General features: G+C 54.2%; 19 protein-coding genes and 1 riboswitch. Of the genes, 7 read left to right on the plus strand and 12 right to left on the minus strand.

The genetic code is table 11. The features are described from left to right. Positions 1-7: 7 nt before the first annotated feature. Genes parE through nudF form a run of 5 tightly spaced genes read right to left on the minus strand, consistent with a single transcriptional unit; the run spans position 8 to position 4,464 of the window. On the minus strand, positions 8-1,903 hold the full coding sequence (gene parE / locus L579_RS06325) for a DNA topoisomerase IV subunit B (protein ID WP_021183451.1): 1,896 nt from the start codon (positions 1,901-1,903) through the stop codon (positions 8-10). A gap of 47 nt (positions 1,904-1,950) precedes the next feature. Continuing rightward, positions 1,951-2,532, minus strand: a complete 582-nt coding sequence (yqiA, locus tag L579_RS06330) for an esterase YqiA (protein WP_021183452.1) — start codon at positions 2,530-2,532, stop codon at positions 1,951-1,953. Positions 2,533-2,535: 3 nt separating this feature from the next. Beyond that, positions 2,536-3,363: a 3',5'-cyclic-AMP phosphodiesterase gene (cpdA, locus tag L579_RS06335; protein ID WP_021183453.1), complete on the minus strand. Its 828-nt coding sequence runs from the start codon at positions 3,361-3,363 to the stop codon at positions 2,536-2,538. A 43-nt stretch (positions 3,364-3,406) separates the two neighbouring features. Next, positions 3,407-3,832: a DUF1249 family protein gene (locus L579_RS06340; RefSeq protein WP_013510528.1), complete on the minus strand. Its 426-nt coding sequence runs from the start codon at positions 3,830-3,832 to the stop codon at positions 3,407-3,409. After that, entirely contained in the window at positions 3,829-4,464 is a 636-nt protein-coding gene (gene nudF, locus L579_RS06345; protein WP_021183454.1) for an ADP-ribose diphosphatase, read from the minus strand. The genes L579_RS06340 and nudF overlap by 4 nt, the downstream gene beginning before the upstream one ends. Before the next feature lie 213 nt (positions 4,465-4,677). On the opposite strand from nudF, the gene tolC reads away from it, so the two are divergent. From tolC to L579_RS06365, 3 genes are all read left to right on the plus strand, one after another. Continuing rightward, positions 4,678-6,150: an outer membrane channel protein TolC gene (tolC, locus tag L579_RS06355; RefSeq protein ID WP_021183455.1), complete on the plus strand. Its 1,473-nt coding sequence runs from the start codon at positions 4,678-4,680 to the stop codon at positions 6,148-6,150. 142 nt (positions 6,151-6,292) lie between these two features. Next, positions 6,293-6,952 carry a DUF1190 family protein gene (locus tag L579_RS06360; RefSeq protein ID WP_021183456.1) on the plus strand — a complete coding sequence of 220 codons (660 nt, stop codon included), beginning with the start codon at positions 6,293-6,295 and terminating at the stop codon, positions 6,950-6,952. Positions 6,953-6,960: 8 nt separating this feature from the next. Further along, positions 6,961-8,124 (plus strand): glutathionylspermidine synthase family protein, encoded by a 1,164-nt coding sequence (locus L579_RS06365; RefSeq protein WP_021183457.1) that lies wholly within the window; start codon positions 6,961-6,963, stop codon positions 8,122-8,124. A 44-nt stretch (positions 8,125-8,168) separates the two neighbouring features. Here the strand turns inward: L579_RS06365 and ygiD are convergent, their stop codons facing one another. After that, entirely contained in the window at positions 8,169-8,954 is a 786-nt protein-coding gene (ygiD, locus tag L579_RS06370; protein ID WP_021183458.1) for a 4,5-DOPA dioxygenase extradiol, read from the minus strand. A gap of 156 nt (positions 8,955-9,110) precedes the next feature. Then, entirely contained in the window at positions 9,111-9,767 is a 657-nt protein-coding gene (gene ribB / locus L579_RS06375; RefSeq protein WP_021183459.1) for a 3,4-dihydroxy-2-butanone-4-phosphate synthase, read from the minus strand. Between the two features lie 109 nt (positions 9,768-9,876). Continuing rightward, positions 9,877-10,026: riboswitch (FMN riboswitch) on the minus strand. A 171-nt stretch (positions 10,027-10,197) separates the two neighbouring features. On the opposite strand from ribB, the gene L579_RS06380 reads away from it, so the two are divergent. Beyond that, positions 10,198-10,482, plus strand: a complete 285-nt coding sequence (locus L579_RS06380) for a ubiquinone biosynthesis accessory factor UbiK (RefSeq protein ID WP_021183460.1) — start codon at positions 10,198-10,200, stop codon at positions 10,480-10,482. Positions 10,483-10,540: 58 nt separating this feature from the next. Here L579_RS06380 and hldE read toward each other — a convergent pair whose 3' ends face one another. Genes hldE through L579_RS06395 form a run of 3 tightly spaced genes read right to left on the minus strand, consistent with a single transcriptional unit; the run spans position 10,541 to position 16,219 of the window. Then, positions 10,541-11,965, minus strand: a complete 1,425-nt coding sequence (gene hldE, locus L579_RS06385; RefSeq protein WP_021183461.1) for a bifunctional D-glycero-beta-D-manno-heptose-7-phosphate kinase/D-glycero-beta-D-manno-heptose 1-phosphate adenylyltransferase HldE — start codon at positions 11,963-11,965, stop codon at positions 10,541-10,543. A gap of 54 nt (positions 11,966-12,019) precedes the next feature. Next, positions 12,020-14,878 (minus strand): bifunctional [glutamate--ammonia ligase]-adenylyl-L-tyrosine phosphorylase/[glutamate--ammonia-ligase] adenylyltransferase, encoded by a 2,859-nt coding sequence (glnE, locus tag L579_RS06390; protein WP_021183462.1) that lies wholly within the window; start codon positions 14,876-14,878, stop codon positions 12,020-12,022. A 30-nt stretch (positions 14,879-14,908) separates the two neighbouring features. Next, positions 14,909-16,219, minus strand: coding sequence for a CYTH domain-containing protein (locus L579_RS06395; RefSeq protein ID WP_021183463.1), 1,311 nt, complete (start codon positions 16,217-16,219; stop codon positions 14,909-14,911). Positions 16,220-16,422: 203 nt separating this feature from the next. Here L579_RS06395 and L579_RS06400 point away from each other — a divergent pair, with 203 nt between their 5' ends. Together L579_RS06400 and L579_RS06405 are read left to right on the plus strand one after the other, a co-directional pair. After that, positions 16,423-17,043, plus strand: coding sequence for a TIGR04211 family SH3 domain-containing protein (locus L579_RS06400; RefSeq protein ID WP_021183464.1), 621 nt, complete (start codon positions 16,423-16,425; stop codon positions 17,041-17,043). Positions 17,044-17,179: 136 nt separating this feature from the next. After that, positions 17,180-18,412 (plus strand): multifunctional CCA addition/repair protein, encoded by a 1,233-nt coding sequence (locus L579_RS06405; RefSeq protein WP_036625517.1) that lies wholly within the window; start codon positions 17,180-17,182, stop codon positions 18,410-18,412. Positions 18,413-18,429: 17 nt separating this feature from the next. Here L579_RS06405 and bacA read toward each other — a convergent pair whose 3' ends face one another. Both bacA and folB read right to left on the minus strand, forming a co-directional pair. Further along, positions 18,430-19,248, minus strand: coding sequence for an undecaprenyl-diphosphate phosphatase (gene bacA, locus L579_RS06410; RefSeq protein WP_021183465.1), 819 nt, complete (start codon positions 19,246-19,248; stop codon positions 18,430-18,432). A gap of 190 nt (positions 19,249-19,438) precedes the next feature. Beyond that, on the minus strand, positions 19,439-19,798 hold the full coding sequence (folB, locus tag L579_RS06415) for a bifunctional dihydroneopterin aldolase/7,8-dihydroneopterin epimerase (protein WP_036625522.1): 360 nt from the start codon (positions 19,796-19,798) through the stop codon (positions 19,439-19,441). Positions 19,799-19,904: 106 nt separating this feature from the next. On the opposite strand from folB, the gene plsY reads away from it, so the two are divergent. Then, the gene (gene plsY / locus L579_RS06420; RefSeq protein ID WP_036625533.1) at positions 19,905-20,510 is read left to right on the plus strand and encodes a glycerol-3-phosphate 1-O-acyltransferase PlsY; all 606 of its coding nucleotides are present in this window, start codon (positions 19,905-19,907) and stop codon (positions 20,508-20,510) included. Positions 20,511-20,522: the final 12 nt, after the last annotated feature.

Raw genomic sequence — 20,522 nt, forward strand, 5'->3', positions numbered from 1 at the left:
TGATTTCTTAAACTTCGATGTCGGCTAAATCGCCTTTTTCTTGCAGCCAGTTACGGCGGTCCTCGGAACGCTTCTTCGCCAGCAACATGTCCATCACGCGCAGCGTCTGCTCCACATCGTCATCGCTGACGGTGAGCTGTACCAGACGGCGGGTGTTAGGATCAAGCGTGGTTTCGCGCAGTTGCAGCGGGTTCATCTCACCCAGACCTTTAAAGCGCTGAACGTTTGGCTTGCCTTTCTTGCGCTTCAGCTGCTCCAGCACACCTTCTTTCTCGTCTTCATCCAGTGCGTAATACACTTCTTTGCCGAGATCGATACGGTACAGCGGCGGCATCGCTACATAGACGTGGCCATTCTGGACCAGGGTGCGGAAATGCTTCACAAACAGCGCACACAGCAGGGTGGCGATGTGCAAACCATCGGAATCCGCATCGGCGAGGATACAGATCTTGCCGTAACGCAGTTGGCTGAGATCGTCGCTGTCAGGATCGATACCGATCGCCACCGAGATATCATGCACTTCCTGCGAGGCCAGCACTTCATCAGAAGACACTTCCCAGGTGTTCAGGATCTTACCTTTCAGCGGCATGATCGCCTGATATTCACGATCGCGCGCCTGCTTGGCCGATCCGCCTGCGGAGTCACCTTCGACCAGGAACAGTTCGGTTTTATTCAGATCCTGGGCGGTACAGTCTGCCAGCTTACCCGGCAGTGCCGGACCACTGGTGAGCTTTTTACGCACCACTTTTTTCGCCGCACGCATACGACGCTGGGCGCTGGAGATCGCCAGCTCCGCCAGCTGTTCTGCGGCCTGCACGTTCTGGTTCAGCCACAGGCTGAAGGCATCTTTCACCACCGCCGACACAAAGGCCGCACACTGGCGCGAAGACAAACGTTCTTTGGTCTGCCCGGCGAATTGCGGGTCCTGCATTTTCACCGACAACACATAGGCACAGCGATCCCAGATATCTTCCGCTGAGAGTTTCACGCCGCGCGGCAGGATATTGCGAAATTCACAGAATTCACGCATCGCATCCAACAGCCCCTGACGCAGACCGTTGACATGCGTACCGCCCTGCATGGTCGGGATCAGGTTGACGTAGCTTTCCGTCAGCAGTTCACCGCCTTCCGGCAGCCACAGCAGCGCCCAGTCAACCGCTTCCACATCACCGGCAAAGCTGCCGACAAAGGGTTTTTCCGGCAGCGTCGGCAGGCCGTTTACCGCCTCACACAGGTAGTCGGTCAGACCATCCTGATAGCACCAGCTCTGCTCAGTGTTGTTGACCTGATCTTTAAACACAATCTCCACGCCCGGGCAAAGCACTGCTTTGGCTTTCAGCAGATGGCTCAGGCGGGAAACGGAAAAGCGGGGGCTGTCGAAGAAACTTTCATCCGGCCAGAAATGTACGCTGGTCCCGGTGTTGCGCTTCGCTACCGTACCGGTAACGTGCAAATCCTGTACTTTGTCACCATTCTCAAACGCGATGTTGTAGATTTCGCCGTTGCGGCGCACCGTGACTTCAACACGTTTTGACAGGGCGTTAACCACCGAGATCCCCACGCCATGCAGGCCACCGGAGAACTGGTAGTTTTTGTTGGAGAATTTACCGCCCGCATGCAGTCGGCAAAGGATCAGCTCAACCGCCGGCACCCCTTCTTCCGGGTGGATATCAACCGGCATACCACGGCCGTCATCAATGACTTCCAGTGACTGGTCAGCATGCAAAATCACTTCAACCCGTTTGGCGTGGCCAGCCAGCGCTTCATCGACGCTGTTATCGATCACCTCCTGGCCCAGATGGTTTGGGCGCGTGGTGTCGGTGTACATGCCAGGACGACGACGTACAGGTTCAAGGCCGGTCAGGACCTCAATGGCATCGGCATTATAACTTGATTGGCTCATCGTAACTGTCTGATTAGCAATATGAATATTGGCACACTACGCAGTTCTCAAGGGTGGTTTAGCCCAAGAAAATCAACAATCTGCGCAAAATGGCGTTCGAATCCGATAAAAGCATGATTGCCGCCCTCTTCGACCGTCTGACGGCACGCGCTGTAATAATCCAGCGCCTGACGGTAGTCGAGCACTTCATCGCCGGTCTGTTGCAGCAGCCAGATTAGATCGGGCGCTTCCAGAGGGTCAATCTGCATTACTTTCAGATCGTAAATGTGGCGTGACTCTAACACATATTGCTGACCGGTGTAGGGATTCCGGTTCTCACCGAGATAATCCACCAGCAGTTCAAAGGGCCGAACGGCGGGATTGACCACCACCGCTGGCAGCATAAAACATTGTGATAACCAGGTGGCGAGATAACCGCCAAGCGAAGATCCGACCAGACCCAGCGTTTCACCCGAGTGCTGTAAAACCATATCTTCGAGCATCAGGGCGGCATCTGCCGGGAACGGTGGCAGTTGCGGCACAATCACCTCAACCGCCGGATGATGTTGCTGCATCCAAAGCTGTAGCTGCGTGGCTTTTGCTGAGAGCGGTGAACTGTTGAATCCGTGCAGATAAATCAGTGCCGCCATCGTTTAGTAGCCCTCAGAGTCAAGATCAGGCCGGAATTCCTCACTTTGCAAACGGTTCACTTCGGTGTGCAAAGTGCCATCCGACTTGAGCGTAAACCAACGCCAGCCTGGCGCCACGGTATCTATGGTGAAGTTAGTACAATGCGGTTTGAACTGCACGCAAGTAGAAGGTGTCGCCAGCACCCGGCGGCCATGCCAGTCGAGATCCAGCTCCTGATGAATGTGACCACACACCAGATTCCGCGCGCGCGGAAAGTTCTGTAGCACCGCTTCCAGTTGGTGAGGATTGCGCAGGCTGTGTTGATCCAACCAGGTACATCCTGAGGCCAATGGATGGTGGTGCAACAACACCAACGTATGCCGTTCCGGGAATTTTGCCAGCGTTTTTTCCAGCCATTCCAGCTGATATTCGCTCAACATGCCATGCGGCACCCCAAACACCTGACTATCCAGCAGCACCAGTTGCCAGTAATCCCCCAGCAGCACATGTTTGTCTGCTGCAATTCCTGCATCGGCCAGCGTGTTGACCATCGCAGGTTGGAAATCGTGGTTGCCCGGCAACCAGACGCAGGGTTTAGGCAGGCGCGCAATGCCCGCCACGAAATGCTGATAAGCTTCGACCGAATGGTCCTGAGCAAGATCACCCGTGGCGATAATCAGGTCGTAATCGCGTTGCTGGGCCTCTATGGCATCCAGCACCGCATCAAAACTCGACCAGGTGTTCACCCCAAGCAGCGATTGGTGTTTTCCCGCGAAAAGATGGGTATCCGTGATTTGTAAAATCCTGATATCGGCCCCACTCGCCGCAGAAAGAGTTAGCAGGCTATCCAAAGCGTTTCCTTAATCTCCACGCCATTGCGCGCATTATACGCTATCAGCAAACGGGCAGTGCCACAGCACCGTGCGCCAGACAATAGCGTAACCAATCCGCAAGGAACTGGTTTATCTGATGTTTTTCATCGCGCTGATGCAGTTTTTTATTAGGGTAATCATAGCGCGCTTTAAAACGATAGATCTGCTGAGTGGAACACACTTCAGCGACCATCGCATCATGGTAGAGCCGTACCGACATCGACGGCAGACTCCAGTAACTCACCGCCGGTGCGACCTGGCGGATTTCCACCAACGTAGTGTAACGGGTGGATTCCTCGATGGTCAGCTGATAACTGGCGCCATTCACCTGATAGGTCACCGAAGCACCTGCCTCATCGCTTTTTGGCAGCAGGCGGCGTAACTGGGCGAAATTGGTTTCGCACAGGCGCATCATTTCGGGAAAGTCAGGGGTATAGCGCTGTCTCATTTTGGCTTCCACTCTTCTCTTAGTTTTTCATGGTGCAACGCCAGCCATTGCAAGGCGATGACAGACGCTGCGTTATCGATAATCCCCTCTTCCACCCAGCGATAAGCCTGTTCGCGGCTCACCACATGGACAAGAATATCCTCATTCTCTTCCTCCAGCCCGTGATTTCCCTCTGCCTGGCTGGCATCCACTTCTCCCACCAGGATCGACAGGCGTTCTGAAGTGCCGCCCGGACTGGCAAGGTAACTCACTATCGGTTTGGTGCGCCCAACCTTGAGGCCCGCTTCTTCAACGGCTTCGCGACGCGCCACCTGCTCCGTGGTTTCACCCGGTTCAATGATGCCAGCCACCATCTCCAGCAGCCAGGGCGTTGCACTGGAGTCAAGCGCCGGGATGCGGATCTGTTCGATCAGCACAACTTCATCACGCAGGGGATCATAGGGTAGCAGTACGGCAGCATGGCCGCGCTCAAAAACTTCGCGTTGCACTTCACCACTCATTTCGCCATTAAAAAGACGGTGACGGAAACGATAGCGAACAATGGAAAAAAAACCGTCGTAAAGTGTTTCGCGTGCAATAATTTCTACATCGTTTTTTGTGAAAGTCACAGGGGATTTTTTTTTATCCGCCATCTTCTGGCTCCTTATGCAGATTGGGATGGAGCGAAGAAAAGCCAACCCTTGTGCTCCGTCCGAGTGGTTCTTTCTGAATTATTTACGTAAATTAGAGGAAGAAGGCACGTTCAGCCAACTTATCTGTCGCGCCGTCTCTGCTAGAATCGGCGATTATTTTTTGGCTTACCTGCAGCGCTACCAGTGCAATTTGCTGCAACAAAAGGAATGCAAATGAAAAAACTGCTCCCACTTTTTATTGGACTGAGCCTGGGCGGTTTCAGCCTTGCCAGCCAGGCAGAGAACCTGCTGCAGGTTTATCAGCAGGCGCGTTTAAGTAACCCGACACTGCGTTCTGCTGCCGCCGATCGCGATGCAGCTTTTGAGAAAATTAATGAAGCGCGCAGCCCGTTACTGCCGCAATTAGGCTTGGGTGCAGATTATACCTATAACAATGGTTTCCGCGACAGCAGCGGCCTTCATTCCAACACGACCAGCGCATCACTGCAATTAACGCAAACGATTTTCGATATGTCGAAATGGCGTGCTCTGACGTTGCAGGAAAAAACTGCCGGTATTCAGGATGTCACTTATCAGATCGCCCAACAGGATCTGATTCTGAACACCGCTACCGCCTACTTTAATGTACTGAACGCCATTGATACCCTTTCTTATACCGAAGCGCAGAAACAGTCGATTTATCGTGAACTGGATCAGACAACACAACGCTTTAATGTCGGTCTGGTTGCTATCACTGACGTGCAGAACGCCCGCGCGCAGTACGACAGCGTACTGGCAAGCGAAGTGACCGCCCGTAACACCCTCGATAACGCTGTCGAAGCGTTGCGCCAGATCACCGGCATGGATTACCTGTCGCTGGCGGAGCTGAATATTGACCGCTTCAAAACAAAACGTCCGGATGCCGTTAGTTCGCTGTTAAAAGAGGCTGAAAGCCGCAACCTCAGCCTGTTGTCTGCACGCCTGAGTCAGGATCTGGCGCGTGAGCAAATCCGCTCTGCGGAAACCGGCCATATGCCGACACTGGATCTGACTGCCTCAACCGGTATGTCGAACAGCAAATACGGCGGTAGCCGTGCGAATCAAAGCTCCAGCACCTCTGACTCCATCACCGGTTCTAACCAGGTGGGTCTGAGCTTCTCCCTGCCGCTGTATAGCGGTGGTTCGGTGACTTCGCAGGTGAAACAGGCGCAGTACAGTTTTGTCAGCGCCAGCGAGCAGTTGGAAAGCGCCCATCGCAGCGCCATTCAGACCGTGCGTTCCTCCTTTAACAACGTGAACGCTTCGATCAGTAGCATCGATGCCTACAAACAGGCTGTCGTGTCTTCACAAAGTTCTCTGGATGCGATGGAAGCCGGTTATCAGGTGGGTACGCGTACCATTGTTGATGTGTTAGATGCCACCACGACGCTGTATAACGCGAAGCAGCAGTTAGCGGATGCGCGTTATAACTACATGATCAACCAGCTCAATATTAAATATGCGCTGGGCACGCTCAACGAACAGGATCTGCAACTGCTGAACGGCCAGCTTGGTAAAGAGACATCCACCTCGCCGGAAACGGTAGCACCGGAAAACTCGCAGCAAGCAGCCAGCGTGGATAATGGTCCTAAAGCGTCTTCTGCATCTGCCGCCGCTAAAGCGCGTCCGGCAGCGGCACGTAGCACCAGCAATCCTTTCAGTAACTAAGCCATTCCGGGGCCGCAAGCGGCCCCTTTCTCATTCAAACGTATAGCTACGTAAAGATCCCCTTACTGCCCGGCCTGTCGCTTCAATTTCCACCACTCATCCCCTATCCTAAGCGTCACCTTTGGGCACAGGATGAAAACAAATGAAACGGACTAAAAACATTAGACATGCCGCTTTTCGCAAAAGCTGGCAGGCGCGCCATTTGACGCCCGTTGCACTCGCGGTAACCGCAGTGTTTATGCTGGCTGGCTGCGAACAGAGCGATGAAACAGTTTCGCTGTACCAGAATGCGGATGATTGCAGCAAGGCTAATCCGAGCCAGAGCGCGCAATGTACCACTGCCTACAACAACGCATTGAAAGAAGCGGAACGCACCGCGCCAAAATATGCGACGCGTGAAGATTGTGTGGCGGAGTTTGGTGAAAACCAATGTCAGCAAACCCCGGCGCAGGCAGGCACCAATGCCGAGGCCCAACAAAGTGGCAGCTTCTGGATGCCGCTGATGGCAGGTTATATGATGGGCCGTATGATGGGTGGTGGTGCCGGATTTGCGCAACAGCCGCTGTTCTCGCCCAAAACCCCCAATAGCCCGGCTAACGGCCAGTTTGTTGATGCGTCTGGCAAAAACTACGGTTCCGCCACCTCTGGCCGCACCATGACCGTGCCGAAAACCGCCCTGGCTCCCAAACCCGCGACGACTTCGACCATCACCCGTGGCGGCTTTGGTGAAACCGTAGCGAAGCAAAATACCATGCAGCGTAGCAGTGCCACCGGTACCAGCTCTCGCTCGCTGGGAGGCTAAGCCGCACCATGCAACGTATTGCCATTACCGAACGCCCGGACTGGCGCGCAAAAGCCACCGAGTATGGTTTTCAGTTTCATACCATGCACGGCGAGCCATACTGGTGTGAAGAAGCGTATTACCAGTTCACGCTGGCGCAGGTTGAGCAACTGGAAGACACCACCGCAGAACTGCATCAAATGTGCCTGCAAGTGGTAGAAAAAGTGGTGAACAGCGAAGCGCTGCTCACCCGCTTCTGCATTCCTAAACACACCTGGGATTTTGTGCGTGATTCGTGGAAATTACGCCAGCCGTCGCTCTATTCACGTCTCGATCTTGCCTGGGATGGCAAAGGTGATGCCAAGCTGTTGGAAAATAATGCCGATACGCCAACCTCGCTGTATGAAGCCGCTTTTTTCCAATGGATCTGGCTGGAAGATCAGCTCAATGCAGGCAACCTGCCGCAAGGTAGCGATCAGTTTAATAGCCTGCAAGAGAAGTTGATTGAGCGCTTTGCCGCGCTGCATCAACAGCATGGTTTTAACTGGCTGCACTTTGCCTGCTGTCGTGATACCGAAGAGGATCGCGCCACCGTGCAATATTTGCAGGATTGTGCGACCGAAGCCGGGCTGCCGAGTGAATTCCTCTACATCGACGAGATTGGCCTGGGTGAAAAGGGGCAGTTTACTGACGTCAATGATCAGGTGATCAGCAACCTGTTCAAGCTGTACCCGTGGGAATTTATGCTGCGCGAGATGTTCTCCACCAAACTGGCAGATGCCGGTGTGCGCTGGCTGGAACCGGCATGGAAAAGCATCATATCCAACAAAGCGTTGCTGCCTTTGCTGTGGGAGATGTTCCCTAACCATCCTAATTTGTTGCCTGCCTATTTCGCCGATGCCGCAAATGTGCCGCAGATGGATAAATATGTGGTGAAACCGCTGTTTTCACGCGAAGGGGCCAATATCCGTATCATCGAGCACGGACAGGAAATCGCGCGAGCTGATGGGCCTTACGGTGAAGAAGGTATGATTGTGCAGCAGTTCCACCCGTTACCGAAATTTGGTGATAGCTACACGTTGATTGGTAGCTGGTTGATTGACGATCAACCCGCCGGGATCGGTATCCGCGAGGATCGCGCGCTGATCACCCAGGATCTGTCACGCTTCTATCCGCATACCTTTATTGAGTAACTTCATCGCGGCGCCATGTCTCGCGCCGCGATGCAACACGACTTTTATCCCACCTGCACCGACAACATGCTGATGGCACCCATCTCCATTCCTTCCACCGGAATAGAAACGCTTTCATCTTCGTGACGTGCGCCCAGCACATACAACAGCGGCAGATAATGATCCGGTGTTGGGTTCGATAGTTTCGCGCCTTCGTGTTGCAGGTAATTAACCAGCGGATGTGACGTAATATCACCCTGATAATTCAGGTTATCCAGCACATATTGGTTGAAACTTTCCGCCCACGGGTAGGCTTCGGTAGCGCCTTCCCAACGCAACATACGCAGGTTATGTACCACGTTACCGCTGGCAACAATCATCACGCCACTCTCACGCAATGCGGCCAACTTGCGGCCCAACTCAAAATGCCAGGCGGGAGGTTTAGTCCCATCGACACTCAGCTGTACCACCGGGATATCCGCCTCCGGGTACATTTTTGCCAGCACACCCCAGGACCCGTGATCAAATCCCCATTCCTGATCGAGATGCACCATCACTGGTGACAGCAGTTCCGCGACTTCTTGTGCCAGCTCTGGTGACCCGGGGGCTGGGTAACGCACATCAAACAGCGCCTGCGGAAAGCCACCGAAATCGTGGATGGTGCGTGGATTGCTCATCGCCGTCACCGCAGTGCCGCGGGTGTACCAATGCGCCGAAACCGCCAGGATGGCGCGTGGGCGCGGCAAAGTCGCCCCCAGTTTCTGCCAGGCTTGGGTATAGCGGTTATCTTCCAGTACGTTCATCGGGCTGCCGTGACCAAGAAACAGGGCTGGCATGCGGGTGTTGCTCATGATTAATCCCCTGACAAAAGTGCCGATTTATTAATCATTACGATACGCTGATTTACGTCAGGATTAACGCTGATAACCATGATGATCTTTATCAGAGAATTTGAATGAAAAAAAAGGCCGGATCATCGATCCAGCCTTTTTCTCAGTCCACGCAGCTTAGCTGGCGTGACGTGTTTCATGCTGACGGCGATACGCCACCAGATCTTCAATCGTCACCACAGGCATATCATGCTGTTTAGCAAACACAATCGCTTCCGGCGCATGCGCCATGCTGCCGTCATCATTGGTCAGTTCGCACAGTACGCCGGCAGGTTTGAAACCCGCCAGGGTGACCAGATCGATGGTCGCTTCAGTGTGACCACCGCGTGCCAGCACGCCGCCTTCACGGGCGCGCAGCGGGAAAACATGGCCAGGACGGTTCAGGTCGCTCGGTTTCGCATTATCAGCGATAGCAGTACGGATGGTGGTGATACGGTCTTTGGCGGAAACACCCGTCGTCACACCCTGTGCGGCTTCGATGGTCACGGTAAAACCGGTGCCGAATGAGCTGGTGTTGTTGTCCACCATCATCGGAAGGTCGAGTTGCTGACGGCGTTCTTCGGTGAGGCAGAGGCACACAATCCCGCTGCCGTGGCGAATTGTCAGCGCCATCTGCTCAACGGTCATGGTTTCAGCGGCGAAGATCATGTCGCCTTCATTTTCACGATTTTCATCGTCCAGTACCATCACACCGCGACCATTACGCAGTGACTCGATAGCACGTTCTACACGCTGTTCCGGCGTGCCAAATTCAGAAAGTAGCGTCTGATTCATGGTAAAAAACCTTTATTTAAAAAATATGAGTTACCAGAATCAGGGCGAGCTTAGGAGTGCGTTTAAAACACATGGCAATAACGTGACACGGGCATATCCCGTTTGATGTCGTTACCCTCTCCCATCCGGACTTTAACCGTCGGCCCCGGAATTACACCGGATCTGCTGACCTTTCACTTTGCAGCGAAAGCGCTCGCGGGCTTTCAGCCGAAGCTGATTTACCGCCGGTGGGGAATTTCGCCCCGCCCTGAGAATAAGCGAAGTCACTATAACGCCAATCACCTGGTCGGGCAATCAACAAAAGCGCAAATGCTTTTGCATTTCCTGCGGTGCAGATTTCAGGTTTAACCTTTTCGTTTCTGGCATTACACTTAATGCCTATTAAGACCGAATACGCGCTGTCATCGGCCCCCGTAACCAGGAAATTATCATGATCGACACGAAAAAAATTGAACAACTGGCCCGCCAGGTGCATGAAGCCATGCCGAAAGGCATTCGCGAATTTGGCGACGATGTCGAAAAGAAAATTCGTCAGGTTTTGCAGGCACAATTAACCCGTATGGACCTGGTTAACCGTGAAGAGTTTGATGTGCAGACGCAGGTGTTGCTGCGCACCCGTGAGAAACTGGCCGCGCTGGAACAGCGTCTGGCCCAACTGGAAAGCCGCAGCGCGCCACCAGCCGCCGATGTGGTTAAGCCAGAAGAAACAAAATGATCAATTAAAAAAACCGTAGCGGCGCGATAAATCGCGCCGCTACGTGACATCAGGCAGCTTAATGGCTGCGAATGGTTTTGATGATATTGGTGGTGGAGATACCATCTTCAAAGTTGAGCACCCGCACGTCGCCGCCGTTGGCCCACACTTCTTTGCTACCCGCGATATCTTCTGGCTTGTAGTCGCCACCTTTCACCAGCAGGTCTGGCAACACTTCAGCGATCAGACGCTGCGGCGTGTCTTCTTCAAATGAGACAACCCAATCTACCGCTTCCAGTGCGCCCAGGACGATCATACGGTTTTCCAACGGGTTAACTGGACGCGTTTCGCCTTTCAAACGTTTGGTCGAAGCATCGCTGTTGACGGCCACAATCAGACGATCGCCCAGCTTGCGGGCATTGGCCAGATAAGATACGTGCCCGGCATGCAGAATGTCGAACACGCCGTTGGTCATCACCACTTTCTCACCACGCTGACGCGCCTGCGCCACCGCCGCTTTTAACTGCGCTTCGTTCATCACACCAAAGCCGCTATCCGGGCGGGCGTGAATGGCGTTTTCCAGCTCGACAGTGCTCACGGTTGAAGTACCCAATTTACCCACCACGACACCGGCCGCCGCGTTCGCAAGGAAACAGGCATCTTCGAGGCTTTCACCCGCCGCCAGAACCGCCGCCAGCACGCCAATTACCGTATCACCGGCACCGGTCACGTCGTACACTTCCTGCGCCTGAGTGGGCAGATGCAGCGGTGCTTTACCCGGCTGCAACAAGGTCATACCGTTTTCAGAACGGGTCACCAGCAACGCAGAGAGATCGTAATCCGCCACCAGTTGCATACCACGGCTGACGATCTCTTCTTCGCTTTTGCACTTACCCACCACCGCTTCAAACTCTGACAGGTTCGGCGTCAGCAGCGTCGCCCCGCGATAGCGAGCGAAATCGGTGCCTTTCGGGTCGATCAACACCGGCACTTTAGCTTCCCGCGCCAGTTGGATCATGGTCTGAACGCTGTTCAACGCCCCTTTGGCATAGTCAGACAGTACCAGCGCGCCCGCCTGTGCCAGTGACTGACGCAGACGTTGATGGATCGGCTCAGGATCAACCTGTTCAAATCCCTCTTCAAAATCGAGACGGATCAACTGCTGATTACGCGACAGGACGCGCAGTTTGGTGATGGTTGGATGGCTTTTAACCGCCACAAAATCGCAGTCCACTTTCACCTGCTGCAACGTGTTACTCAGCACACGCGCCGCATCATCTTCGCCGGTCAGGCCGATCAGGCGTGAAGCCGCCCCCAGCGCTGCAATGTTCATCGCAACGTTGGCCGCGCCGCCAGGACGCTCCTCCACGGTATCCACTTTCACCACCGGTACCGGTGCTTCAGGCGAGATACGGCTGGTGGGGCCATACCAGTAGCGGTCTAACATCACGTCACCGACAACCAGCACAGCGGCCTGGTTAAATGCGGGCAGTGTTACTTTCATTCCAGAGACTCCAGACTGCGATAAAAATAGTGCGCGGATAATAGCACAGATGGCTTAGTGTTCCGCGCTGTCAGATTCAGCCCCAGCCAACCAGCGCTGCCAGCTGGCGTTGACCGTCGCGCGCTCTGCCGCGAAGGCTTCCGGCTCCACATGGCCGGGTAACTCCTGCAACGCCAGATGATGCAATGCATCACGCAGCGTGACATAGGCATGCGTCAGCGCACGCGCTTCCTCTTCCGGCATAATGTCGTGCTGCGCCATCAGCTCAAAGATACGCACATTATCTGACCAACGGGTCAGCGCTGGCTGCCGGGCGGCGTAGCCTAAGACAAGATATTGCGCGATGAATTCAATATCGGTGATACCACCTTCATCGGTTTTAATTTCCCAGCGCCCTTTATGTTTGTTGCTGAGATGCGCGCGCATTTTTTCACGCATTTCACGTACGTCTTTCTGTAGAGTATCCGCATCACGCGGCAAGCAAAGAATGCCGCGCCGGATCTGATTAAATTGCTCGCACAACGCCGGTTCGCCAAACACAATACGTGCCCGCACCAGAGCCTGATGCTCCCAGGTCCAGGCTTCATTACGTTGATAATCATCGAAAGCAGCGAATGTGCTGACCAACATCCCGGCCGCGCCTGATGGACGCAGGCGAGCATCCACTTCATACAAAATGCCTGAAGAGGTCCGGGTGCTAAACAGATGCATCACACGTTGCGCCAGACGCAGATAAAACTGGCGGCCATCAATCGATCGTTCTCCATCGGTGACCGCATCGTCCGGGCAATCATGCAGGAAAACCAGATCGAGGTCTGAGCTATAACCCAGTTCCCAACCGCCCAGCTTGCCATAACCGACAACCGCAAAACCGCGCTCGTTGTCGTTACTCAGATGCGATGGGTGGCCATAGCGCTGCACCATCATGTTCCACGCTTGTTGTACCACTGATTCGATGATCGCTTCGGCCAGCCAGGTTAAGTGATCACTCACTTTCATCACCGGTAGCGTTTCGGCGATGTCGGCTGCGGCGATTCGCAGATGCTGCGCCTGCTTAAACTGACGCAATGCTTCCAGTTGCTGCTCTTCATCGTCGGTGGGAATACGCATCAGATACTGACGCAACTCATCGCGATAGGCATCCGTCGCGGTGGGTTGATACAACGTTGCCGGATCGAGCAGTTCATCCAGCAGTAACGGATAGCGCGCTAACTGGCTGGCAACCATGGGCGAAGCGGCACACAAGCGAATCAAATGACGCAACGCACCATGATATTCCGTCAGCAGTTCGAGATAGGTACTGCGCGTCAGCACGCCGAGCAGCAGCGGTGTCAGGCGATTGAGGAGCACCGCCGCATCATTGCGCGGACACACCTCGCTGAGCAGACGCGGCATCAGTTGATCAAGCGCCTGACGACCGCGCGGCCCAATGGTACGGCGGCCCACATCCAGGCGAAAGGCGTTTAACGCCTCAAACAGCGCATGTCGCTGTGTTTCATCCAACTGCGGTACCAGCACGGCCAGCTCACTTTCTTCCAGCGAGTCCTGCCATAACACCGCGAATTCCGCCAGTTCACGCTGATCATCAATATCGGGTGTATCGTCACCAATCAGTTCATCGAAGATGGCGCGGACACCGGCCATATGCCATTCAAGCTGGTTAATGAGCGCTGTCCAATCCGCCATCCCCATGCCCCAGGCCAGACGCTGCCGATCCAGTGCATTTTCCGGCAGGGTTTGAGTCTGTTCATCATTCAGGCTTTGCAACAGGTTTTCCAGGCGGCGTAAAAACAAATAGGCCTCACGCAAATGCTCCACCTGCTGTGCCGTCAGTAAACCCAGCTCACCAATGGCTGACAGCGTTGGCAGCAAGGAACGCAGCTGAAGTGAACGCTCACGCCCACCGCGAATCAGTTGGAATACCTGAACAATAAATTCGGTTTCACGGATACCACCCGCACCCAATTTAATATTGTCTTTCAGGCCACGACGGCGCACTTCGCGCGCGATCATTCCCTTCATGTTGCGCAGTGACTGAATGACGCTGAAATCAATATAGCGGCGATAGACAAAAGGCCGCAGCATCTGCTGCAACTCCTGGCTCCAGCGCCCCTGGTCATCGCCCATCAGACGCGCTTTAACCATGGCATAGCGTTCCCAGTCACGTCCCTGTTCCTGATAGTAATCCTCCAGCGCCGCAAAACTCAGCACCAGTGGACCGCTGTCACCAAACGGACGCAGGCGCATATCCACACGATAGACAAAGCCATCCACCGTGGGTTGATCGAGTACTTTGATCAGACGCTGGCCCATACGGGTAAAGAACTGGGCATTATCGAGTTCACGCCGGCCACCGCGCGTCACGCCATTTTCTGGCCAGGCGAAAATCAGGTCGATATCTGAGGAAAAGTTGAGTTCGTTGCCGCCCAGCTTGCCCATGCCGAGAATCAACATCGGCTGTGCTTCGCCAGCGGCATTGCAGGGGGTGCCGAAGTCGCGGCAGCAATCCTGCCATACCCAGTCGCGTGCGGCGGCAATCAGGGTTTCGGCCAGTACGCTCAGTTGTTGCAGGCTCTCACTGGTGCTGGCCTGTTGCAGGCACTGCATCCAGGCAATTCGCACCAGCATGTGACGGCGAAACAGGCGTAGCTCGCGCATCAGGTCGCTTTCGTTACCAATGCCCGCCAGAGTGTCATTAAGCCACGCGACGTAGTGTTGCCACTCTTCAGGTTGGGGAGGTTGTTGTTGCAACTGCTGCCACCACTCAGGATGCTGTTGCAGGTTGTCGACAATAAAGTCACTGAATGCGAGCGCGCCTGCCTGTTCAGGGGTCAGTGCGTCTGGCGACAGACCTAATTTGTCTGCCGCACTGTTCAGTTGCGCCTGCATCAGCGCGGATAACGGTAACAACATCTCCCCTCCCTGAATTTGTTTTGCGTCGCGTTAACGCGATGCGCCGCTATTGAGCCAGAATGGCACCTGTTTAACCGCCTGATTCACTAAGGTATTCAAACCACGTTCCTGCTGGATATGGATAGCGTGCTGCAATGTCTGCCAGGATGACATCCAGTTGTTCACCTCTTCTGCCGGATAGGCCCCTGCCAACAGATGGACCGCCAGCAACTGACGATTAAGGCGAGTGGCTTTATCCTGAAACTCATTAAACAACTGCACATCAACAAACGTTTCTTTCAGGTCGGCGGCGATGCGGCTCAGCATAATGTCGCTGAAGCGCTTGAAGGAACCCTGCAATTTGCTTTTGTTCTTATCATCCAACCAGTTATGCCACTGTGATTCGACCAGCCAGTGAGTAAGCGCTAACTGAGCTTCTACAGAGGCAAGAGAAAAACCGAGTTCCTGAGCTTCCTGGTCGTCATTCGTCAGCACCTCTTCGATGCGCGTCAATTTCTGACGCAAATCGCTGCTGGCCTTGCGCGGTACCAGCGCGCCGAACAGTGAAAATGTCTGACGCAGCGCGTCCAGCGCTTCCAGAACTGACGTTTTTGCTGCCGGGTTACCTCGCAACCAGACCTCTTCATGGTATTGCCAGTGATTCAGCCCCGCAGACAAAGCGTTGATCATCCCCTGCTCCACCGTCGCTTTTGCCGGTATCTTCAATAGCGGAAAGGTCCGCAATGGACGGGGTGGATTACCTTGTGCCAATTGATAGCCGCGGGCGGCTTTACTCAGGCTGCCAAGACGTAATCCCCCCATATCAATCAGCTTTGCAGCGAAACTCAGGAGGTCCGCACGGCTACCTTGTTTCAGCTCCAGCTCCACTTCATACAGCGGTTCACTGAATTCACCGGCAGCAACCTCACCACGATCAAACGCCACTTCTATTTCACTGTCAGCAAATTGCACCAGCCACATCTCACGCTGGAAATGGGTGCTGAATAACGGTTCCAGCCGCTGCTGTAGTGCAGCGACATCGGTGCCTTGCGGCCAGATTTCGGCTGGCAGCAGCGCGATGTCCAGGTCTGGCGCATCAAGATCCACGTTATATTCCGGGCGCTGGTGCAAACCACCCACGGTTTTGCCGGATGTTTTAAGTGTCATTTCATAGCGTTGATCAACGCCACGAATGCGCAGTCCCATATCCCAGCGACGCAACTGATTGTCATCGGTTTCAAAATAGATGTTGGTCAGTTCGCGTGCCGCCACATGTTGATGAGGCATTGCCGCCAGGGTGGTGGCAAGTTTTTCGGCCGCTTCTGGCGTGGCAATGAACTTTAATTCGATTTCGATGGTCATAATTTTTTTGAATACGCTGCTGGCACGTTAAGAAGTTAATCTGGCGAAGAGTAATGCACTGAATGCGCGCTGTCTTGGGTTTCTTTTGCTTTTACGACCCTTTTCGCACCAGATTGAGACCAGGATAGTTCTCATTCAGATTTATGGGAAGCCTCTCCAGACTGTGCCAGTGTTTTTACGCCTTTACCAAACTTTGATATCGAATGAAAAAAATTACTTTTGCCGCTCTTTCTTTGCTGGCTTTCAGCGCCATCTCGACAGCCCATGCTGCCGAAAAGCGTTATATCTCCGATGAATTATCCACCTGGGTACGCAGCGGGCCTGGCGATCAATATCGTCTGGTTGGCAAGCTGAATGCCGGGGAGGAAGTGCAGTTGCTGCAAACCAACACTGACTCCCAGTATGGTCAAATCCAGGACTCACAGGGTCGTACTACCTGGATTCCGCTGTCACAGCTGAGTACCGACCCCAGCCTGCGTACCCGTGTGCCACAGTTGGAACAGCAGGTGAAAGATCTCACCGATAAGCTGCAAAACATCGACAACAGCTGGAACCAGCGTACGTCGGAAATGCAAAATAAAGTGGCCAACAGCGACAGCACCATCAACGATCTGAAAGACGAAAATCAGAAGTTGAAAAACGAGTTGATCGTCGCGCAGAAAAAAGTCAGTGCCGCCAACGTCCAGTTAGATGACAAGCAACGCACCATCATCATGCAATGGTTTATGTATGGCGGTGGCGTGTTGGGTGTCGGTTTGCTGCTGGGTCTGGTACTGCCGCATATGGTGCCGCGTCGCAAAAAGAACAATCGCTGGATGAACTAAGCACCTTTTTGTTCTTTTTCTTAAGGGGATCGTAAGATGCCCCTTTTGGCATGTCCGAATTTTGGCCAAACTATGTAACAATTAAAGTCAGATGCGTGGATGGCACGCAAAGGCAGTTGACCTCTGGAGTAGTTGAGTGAAGACGTTTCTGGTCGGTGGCGCGGTGCGCGATGCGCTGTTGCGTTTACCGGTAAAAGATAAAGATTGGGTGGTGGTCGGCACCACGCCTGATGCGATGCTGGCGCAGGGCTATCAGCAAGTTGGCCGGGATTTTCCGGTTTTTTTGCATCCGCAAAGCCGTGAAGAGTATGCGCTGGCACGGACTGAACGTAAAAGCGGCAATGGCTACACCGGCTTTGTGACCTGGTTCGCCCCTGACGTCACGCTGGAGCAGGATCTGCAACGGCGCGATCTCACCATCAATGCCATCGCTCAGGCAGACAACGGCGAGTTGATCGACCCTTACGGTGGTCAACACGATCTGGCCAATCGAACCCTGCGTCATGTCTCTGCGGCTTTTAATGAAGATCCTCTGCGCGTATTACGTGTGGCGCGCTTTGCTGCCCGTTTCGCTCACCTCAACTTTCGCATTGCCGAAGAAACCCAGGCGCTGATGCGCGATATGACCGCCAGTGGCGAACTGGCACACCTCACGCCAGAGCGCGTCTGGAAGGAAACGGAAAAAGCGCTGCTGACACGTAATCCGCAGGTTTATTTCCAGGTGCTGCGCGACTGCGGTGCCTTGCAGGTGCTGTTCCCGGAACTGGATAACTTGTTTGGCATTCCCGCGCCCGTTAAATGGCATCCGGAGATTGATACCGGCATTCATTCGCTGATGACGTTAACCCTTGCCGCGGCGCTCTCGGATGAGTTGGATGTCCGTTTTGCCACGCTATTTCACGACGCTGGCAAAGCGGTTACGCCGCGCGAAAAGTGGCCGAGCCATCACGGTCACGGCCTGGCGGGCGTACCAATTGTGGCTGCGCTGTGCGAGCGCTTACGCGTCCCCAATGCGATACGCGATTTGGCGCTGATCGTCGCCGAATTTCACGATATGGTGCACACCATTGAGCGGCAGTCGGCCGAGATGTTGGTGGCGTTATTCGATCGCGTCGACGCTTGGCGTAAACCACAGCGTGTGGAGCAACTGGCGCTGACCAGTGAAGCTGATGCCCGTGGTCGTGCCGGTCTGGAGAGCAACGCTTATCCGCAGGGAGATTATCTGCGCAAGGCTTTTGCCCTGGCACAGGCCGTACCAACCAAAGCGGTGATTGAGGCTGGATTCAAAGGGGCAGAAGTACGGGAAGAATTAACCCGTCGGCGCAGAGTCGCGGTGCAGGAAGGATTGATCGACACGCGGCCAGCCTGAGCTGGCCGCGCAAGGTCTTACATAAACAGCATGTAAACCACGCCCGCAATAATAAAGCGGTAGATGGCGAATGAGACAAACGAGATACGTTTAATCAGTTCCAGAAAGGCTTTGATCGCAATCAGCGCCACCACGAAAGCGGTCACAAAGCCGACGGCGAACATCGGCAGATCCTGCATCGTCAGAAAACTCATACTCTTGTAGAGATCCAGCGCCGTTGCCCCCATCATCATCGGCACCGCCAGAATGAACGAGAACTCCGATGCCGCATAGCGGCTCACGCCCATCAGCATACCGCCTGAGATGGTTGCACCAGAACGTGAGAAACCTGGCCACAGCGCCAGACACTGGAAGCAACCAATCATAAATGCCTGGCGGTAGGTGATATCGTCAATCCCGACCGCTTTCGGCTGCTTAGGTTTGAGCAGTTCCGCTGCCAACAGCAGCACGCCTCCGACCACCAGTGCATACATCACGTTGATCGGGTTAAACAGGGTTTTGATTTGATCGTGCAACACCAGACCAACCACCACCGCCGGGACCATACCCAGCAGGATATGGATCAGGGTCAGATGACCTTTACCCGTACCTTCATGTTTGACTTCACCAAAGTGAATACCAATTAAGCCAAAGAGCCGACGCCAGAACATCACCACGACAGCAAGAATGGAACCGAGCTGAATCACCACTTCAAAGGTTTCGGCGGTTTCACCCTCAAAGCCTAACAGGTGGCCGACAATAATCATGTGGCCAGTGGATGAGACCGGTAAGAACTCGGTCAGACCTTCCACTATCCCCAGGATTGCAGCTACCCAAAGCTGATGAATATCTGCCATCAACATTTTCCTCTATCCGTTTTAAACAGTAAAAAGGCGGTCGCATCTGCTTACCGCCTTAAATTATGCCTGCGCCAGTCTGAAGGAAACCTTAAGGTTTCCGGCAACTAAGCCGCACTAAGCGCGGCGGCTGCAACTAAGACACACCATAATTTGGTTTGGTTTCATTGTGATGGCAATCACATCGGATTTATTTAGGAATAGTCCCGCGCTCAATACGCACGCCAACCGTTGCTGCCTGCGCTACAGCCCCCGGTTTGCCTACGCGGATGCGTACGCCGGGCGTTTTGAAACGGTTCATCAACAGATCCGCAATTTCTTCTGCCACGCGTTCAACCAGGGCAAAACGCTGGCCGTTAAGATGGTTTAAAATAGCTTCGGTGACGTCAGCATAGCTGAGGCAATCATTAACATCGTCGCTGGCAGCCGCCTGACGGTTGTCCCACGCCATTTCGACATCGAGCACCAGCTTCTGCTGCATGCCCTGCTCCCAGTCGTAAACGCCAATGGTGGTGAACACGGTGAGTTGCTCGATAAATACGATATCCATGATGTAGTCTCTGTTTTTGGCTATGCCGGATACCACTTCCGGCGGATTATGCGTATTATCCACACTTACCGAGAACAAAACGACCCTACAGGAACGGTATGGAACTATGAGTGCTATCGCGCTTGGTATGATTATTTTCGCGTATCTTTGCGGCTCCATTTCCAGCGCGATACTGGTATGCAAACTCGCTGGCCTGCCCGATCCACGTACCGAGGGGTCTGGTAATCCGGGGGCGACTAACGTGCTGCGCATCGGCGGAAAAGTGCCTGCGGCAGCGGTACTGATTTTCGATATCGCCAAAGGCATGTTGCCAGTGTGGATTGCCTGGCTGCTGCATGTTGCTCCGCTCTACCTTGGCCTGACGGCCATCGCTGCCTGTCTCGGTCACATCTATCCGGTATTCTTTCGTTTTCGCGGCGGCAAAGGCGTGGCAACGGCATTCGGTGCCATCGCGCCGATTGGCTGGGACCTGACCGGGTTGATGACCGGTACCTGGCTGTTGACGGTCCTCTTGAGTGGTTACTCGTCGTTGGGCGCGATCGTCAGCGCGCTCATCGCGCCGTTTTACGTCTGGTGGTTCAAACCACAGTTCACTTTTCCGGTATCGATGCTTTCCTGCCTGATTCTGTTGCGCCATCATGACAACATCCAACGCCTGTGGCGCGGCCAGGAAAACAAAATCTGGAAGCGGAAGAAAAAGAAGAAAGAATAAAAAAACCGGCGC

This window comes from Pantoea sp. AS-PWVM4 (assembly GCF_000468095.1).
Classification (GTDB): domain Bacteria; phylum Pseudomonadota; class Gammaproteobacteria; order Enterobacterales; family Enterobacteriaceae; genus Pantoea; species Pantoea phytobeneficialis.